Here is a 4,388-nt window from a genome sequence, read left to right as displayed (position 1 = left end):
CTTCGTCAGCGCCGCCGTCAGCGTCGTCTTACCATGGTCAACGTGACCAATCGTTCCCACGTTGCAGTGCGGCTTCTTACGCTCAAACTTGCTCTTGGACATGGAGATCTCCCGGCCTTTCCTTGTTTCCACGCCAGCAACCGCGGCCGCGGCCCGCCGACGAACACGCTTGGAAGATGGAGCCCATAGGCGGATTTGAACCGCCGACCTCTCCCTTACCAAGGGAGTGCTCTACCGCTGAGCTATATGGGCCTTGCTGAAACTCTCGCGGCCCGCTCAGACGCGGGCCCTCAATTTGGAGCGGGTGATGGGAATCGAACCCACATCATCAGCTTGGAAGGCTGAGGTTCTACCGTTGAACTACACCCGCATGCCTTTCAGGATACGGCGCGATACCAGCCGACCATCCGAAACCCGTCAAACGAACAATAGCCGCGCCTGCAGCCAAGCACCCGACTGACCTGCGCCGGCGCCCAATCCGCCCGGCACATGCTCAACGTGCCAGCGCGCACAGACAGCAGCTCACGCGTGCTCACACCAACCTGCGCCTGCTCACCGGCGCTCGCAGCAGCCTGCACGTGCTCGCCAGCGCTCACAGCAGCCTACACGTGCTCATTGGTGGAGGGGGGAGGATTACTCGGCGCTGCGCGCCTCGCCCTCCGGGCCGTTGCCGCTACGCGGCAACGTTGTGGCTCGCTTCGCGAGCCGCTCGAACCTCTCTCGGTTCGAACCCTCCCCTAGCAGCTTTCGCTCCTTGCCGTGCCAGCGCTCACAGCAGCCTGCACGTGCTCATTGGTGGAGGGGGGAGGATTCGAACCTCCGAAGGCTTTGCCAGCAGATTTACAGTCTGCCCCCTTTGACCGCTCGGGAACCCCTCCGATTTTCGAGCGCGGTACTTTGCGCCAGAAGCGGCTTTGCTGTCAACTGCCCTGTAAGCCCGAGAATCGCGCGGGCAAACGTCAAAGCATAGCCTACCGGGTTGCGCGCCTGCGGCGCCACGTCATCAACGGTGGATTACGCTTGCGCTAATCCACCCTACATTCTTCGATTAGCCGCGGCGGCGGGGCGAGGGTGTAGGGGGCATTAGCCGAAGGCGTAATGCACCGTTAAACAATCCGCGCCTGCGGCGCCACGTCATCAACGGTGGATTACGCTGCGCTAATCCACCCTACATCCTTCGATCAGCCTCGGCGGTGGGGCGAGGGTGTAGGGGGCATTAGCCGAAGGCGTAATGCACCGTCGAACAGATCGCGCCAACGGCGCTCCGACACCGTTGAACCGCTGCATGCGTTGCGGGGGGCGATGGCAGCTGTCCATAATGGCGGCTCGATCGGGCACCAATATATCAGGGGACAGATTTGACCACATCAACCGTTCTAGTCACTGGCGGCGCGGGCTACATTGGGAGCCACGTGGCGCGCCAGCTGGTGCAGCGGCACGAGCGTGTGCTTGTGCTCGACAACCTCTCAACGGGATTCCGGGAGGCCACCGAGGGCTCTGAACTCGTCATCGGCGACACCGGCGACGCCGAGTTGATCAAACGTCTGCTCCGGGATCATGCTGTCGACACGGTGATGCATTTCGCCGCCCACACCGTGGTGCCGGAATCCGTCGCCGACCCCCTCAAGTACTACCGCAACAACACCAATAACAGCCGTATTCTGCTCGAGGCCTGTGTGGCCGAGGGGGTGCGCCGGGTGGTGTTCTCCTCCACCGCCGCGGTGTACGGCGAAGCGGACGGCGACACGGCCAGCGAAGACAGCCCGCTCGCGCCCATCAACCCCTATGGCCGCTCGAAACTCGCCACCGAATGGATGCTCGAGGATCTGGCCACCGCCGGTGAGCTCAACCATGTCAGCCTGCGCTACTTCAACGTCGCCGGCTCATCGATCGATGGCGTGATCGGCCAGTCCACCCCCAAGGCCACGCTGCTGATCAAGGTCGCCGCCGAAGCCGCCGCCGGCGTGCGCGAAGGCATCAACGTCTTCGGCACCGATTACCCCACCCCGGACGGTACGTGCATCCGCGACTATATCCATGTGGAAGACCTGGCCCACGCCCACGTCCTGGCACTGGACCACCTGCGGAATAATGGCACATCTCTCACCCTCAACTGCGGCTACGGCCACGGCTACAGCGTGCTGGAAGTATTGGAGACGGTGAACCGCGTCGCCGGCTCCCCGCTCAACGTCACCTACACCGACCGCCGTCCCGGCGACCCCGCCCGACTCGTGGCCAACGCCGATCGCATCCGTGAGCGCTTGGGTTGGACACCGCAGTACGACGATCTCGAGACCATCGTGCGCACAGCGTTGGAGTGGGAGCGAAACAAGAGATATTGAGTTCTTGATGGGTAGGTGGTGGATCACACCCCTCCAGCCTACCGGGCAATCGCGGCCGTCGCCCCGGGCGACACCCTAATAGTCGTGTACCATTGCCAATGGAAGGCTGGCGTTCGCTGGACGGCCCTGAGCTATGAATGTGGATCCAAGCCTGTTGCCGGCCTTTGTGGTCTGGCTGTCCTGGCCGTTTTACATCGCAGCACTGGTGCCGGCGCTGCGTGCGGCTCCGTGGCCAGTACTCAAGGCGAACCGGCTTGAATCCCTGTTCATTGGCGGCATCGCCTGCGTCGCGATTTCCTGGTCCATGAACGCAGGCATTCATCCGGGCCTTGAACTGCATTTGCTCGGTGCGACCGCGCTCACACTGATCTTTGGCCTGTCATTCGCCATTGTCGCCGCCAGTGCTGCCCTCGCGGCCGTGAGCTCGATTGGCGTCTACGACTGGCAAGCGTTTGCGATGAACGGCCTGTTGCTGGCTGTGCTGCCGGCACTGATCACGCACTGGATTGGCTTGCAGGCCTACAAGCGCCTCCCCCACAACTTCTTCGTCTACATTTTTGTCGTCGCGTTCCTGGGAGCCATGCTCGCCGTCGGCGTGGTGATACTGGTATCAGGGGTATTGCTTCTCGCGCTGGACGCCTATCCCGCAGCGATCGTCCTCTACGATTATCTCGCCATCATGCCCCTGATCATGTTCCCGGAGGGCTTTTTGACGGGAATGATCATCACGATTCTGGTGGTGCTACGGCCGCAATGGGTGCGGACATTTGATGACCGCGACTATATCCATGGCAAGTAATTGCCACAACCCGTGGCTGCATGTTGGCGCGATCGGGGGTCGATACGGTGGATTACGCTTCGCTAATCCACCCTACAAGAGCCATGCCATCAATCTGGCACGACGCCGAACGAAGGACATAGGGCGGGTTAGCGAAGCGTAACCCGCCGTCAATAACACAGCGCCGCAGGCGCGCGCCTCATGCTACACCTGCGACTCCAAGCCGAGCACCCGCCTCTCCTCGCGGCGCCGCAAACGAACATCCCGCCACACGGCCACCGCCAGCAGCAGGAACCCGAGAAGTTCGATCAGCATGTTGTACTGGACGAACATCACGAAACCGATGACCGCGACACCGGCACCGCCCAGGAGCCCCGGCCCGTACGCCCCGTGGTACTTCATGCCCGGGAGGACCGCCCCGAGCGTCAGCGCCGCGAACAGAAAAATCGCCCCTGCCCAGAGCGTCTCGTCAAAGGCGAGGCCCATCCCCAGTACCGCCAGTAACCCCAGCGCCGCCATGCCGCCGTAGCAGGCCAGAATGGCCATGCCCAGCCCGGCAACACCCATGACCCCCCGGCGCCACATCGAGGCAGCCACCCGCCGCGGGCTCATGCGCCGCAGCCACTGCACGGCCCGGCTCGGCGCCTCGGCGCCTCGGCGCATGGACACTTCCACGGAACGCGCGCCGAAGCTGGCGGCGACCTCCCGGGTCTGGCGGCTCGGGCTATGGGAGAAGTAATCGATGGTGCGCACGAGGCGAACGTCTTCGAAGCCGGCGTCACGGAACATCGCCAGAAAGTCTTCGTCCACGGTTGCGCCGACCACGCACTCCACCCACAGTCGCGGATCGGTGTGGCAATCCACACTCACAGGCCGGTCAATCACCACATCGGCAATCTGCAGCCGCCCGCCCGGGCGCAGCACGCGAAACATCTCAGCCACGGCCCGGCGCTTGCCAGGCACCAGATTGAGAGCACCGTTGCTGGTGATGCTATCCACACTACCCGTGGCCAGAGGCAGCCGCTCCGCCGAGGCCTGCAGCACGCTGAGATTATCCGTACCAACCTCGCCGGCCGTCTGCTGGAGCTTGCCCGTCATGGCCGGCGTCAGATCCAGCCCGATGACGTGGCCACCGGGCCCGACGATTCTTGCGGCAATCAGGGCATCAACCCCCGCGCCGGCACCGATATCGAGCGTCGTATCACCGGGCTTGATCGCATCGCCATGGAAGGGGTAGCCCACACCGGCAAAGGACTCGAGCACCGCCT

The 4,388-nt window shown here is 63.4% G+C and carries 4 protein-coding genes, 3 tRNA genes and 1 other RNA gene; 2 read left to right on the top strand and 6 right to left on the bottom strand.

Annotation, left to right across the window (positions count from 1 at the left end; translation table 11 throughout):
• From QZT63_RS17650 to QZT63_RS17630, 5 genes are all read right to left on the bottom strand, one after another.
• Nucleotides 1–102, bottom strand: a 102-nt coding sequence (locus QZT63_RS17650) for a GTP-binding protein (protein WP_290653027.1), incomplete at its 3' end; no start/stop codon positions are given.
• A gap of 75 nt (nucleotides 103–177) precedes the next feature.
• Nucleotides 178–252 (bottom strand) — tRNA-Thr (locus QZT63_RS17645).
• Nucleotides 253–296: 44 nt separating this feature from the next.
• A tRNA-Gly gene (locus QZT63_RS17640) sits at nucleotides 297–370 on the bottom strand.
• A gap of 246 nt (nucleotides 371–616) precedes the next feature.
• Nucleotides 617–752: non-coding RNA, RtT sRNA (locus QZT63_RS17635), on the bottom strand.
• A 41-nt stretch (nucleotides 753–793) separates the two neighbouring features.
• Nucleotides 794–878 (bottom strand) — tRNA-Tyr (locus QZT63_RS17630).
• Between the two features lie 480 nt (nucleotides 879–1,358).
• On the opposite strand from QZT63_RS17630, the gene galE reads away from it, so the two are divergent.
• Together galE and QZT63_RS17620 are read left to right on the top strand one after the other, a co-directional pair.
• The gene (gene galE / locus QZT63_RS17625) at nucleotides 1,359–2,342 is read left to right on the top strand and encodes a UDP-glucose 4-epimerase GalE (RefSeq protein WP_290653025.1); all 984 of its coding nucleotides are present in this window, start codon (nucleotides 1,359–1,361) and stop codon (nucleotides 2,340–2,342) included.
• 133 nt (nucleotides 2,343–2,475) lie between these two features.
• Nucleotides 2,476–3,141, top strand: a complete 666-nt coding sequence (locus QZT63_RS17620) for an energy-coupling factor ABC transporter permease (RefSeq protein ID WP_290653023.1) — start codon at nucleotides 2,476–2,478, stop codon at nucleotides 3,139–3,141.
• Nucleotides 3,142–3,324: 183 nt separating this feature from the next.
• Here the strand turns inward: QZT63_RS17620 and QZT63_RS17615 are convergent.
• The coding region (locus tag QZT63_RS17615; protein ID WP_290653021.1) for a MerC family mercury resistance protein at nucleotides 3,325–4,388 on the bottom strand (1,064 nt) is incomplete at its 5' end.

This window comes from Aquisalimonas sp., from assembly GCF_007120195.1.
In the GTDB taxonomy this organism is placed as follows: domain Bacteria; phylum Pseudomonadota; class Gammaproteobacteria; order Nitrococcales; family Aquisalimonadaceae; genus Aquisalimonas.
Note: the sequence above shows the minus strand (reverse complement) of the source record. Positions and strands in the feature narration are given on the sequence as shown.

Coding starts and splice junctions, on each gene's coding strand:
- QZT63_RS17620 (WP_290653023.1), top strand. CDS start 2,476: ATGAATGTGGATCCAAGCCTGTTGCCGGCCTTTGTGGTCTGGCTGTCC.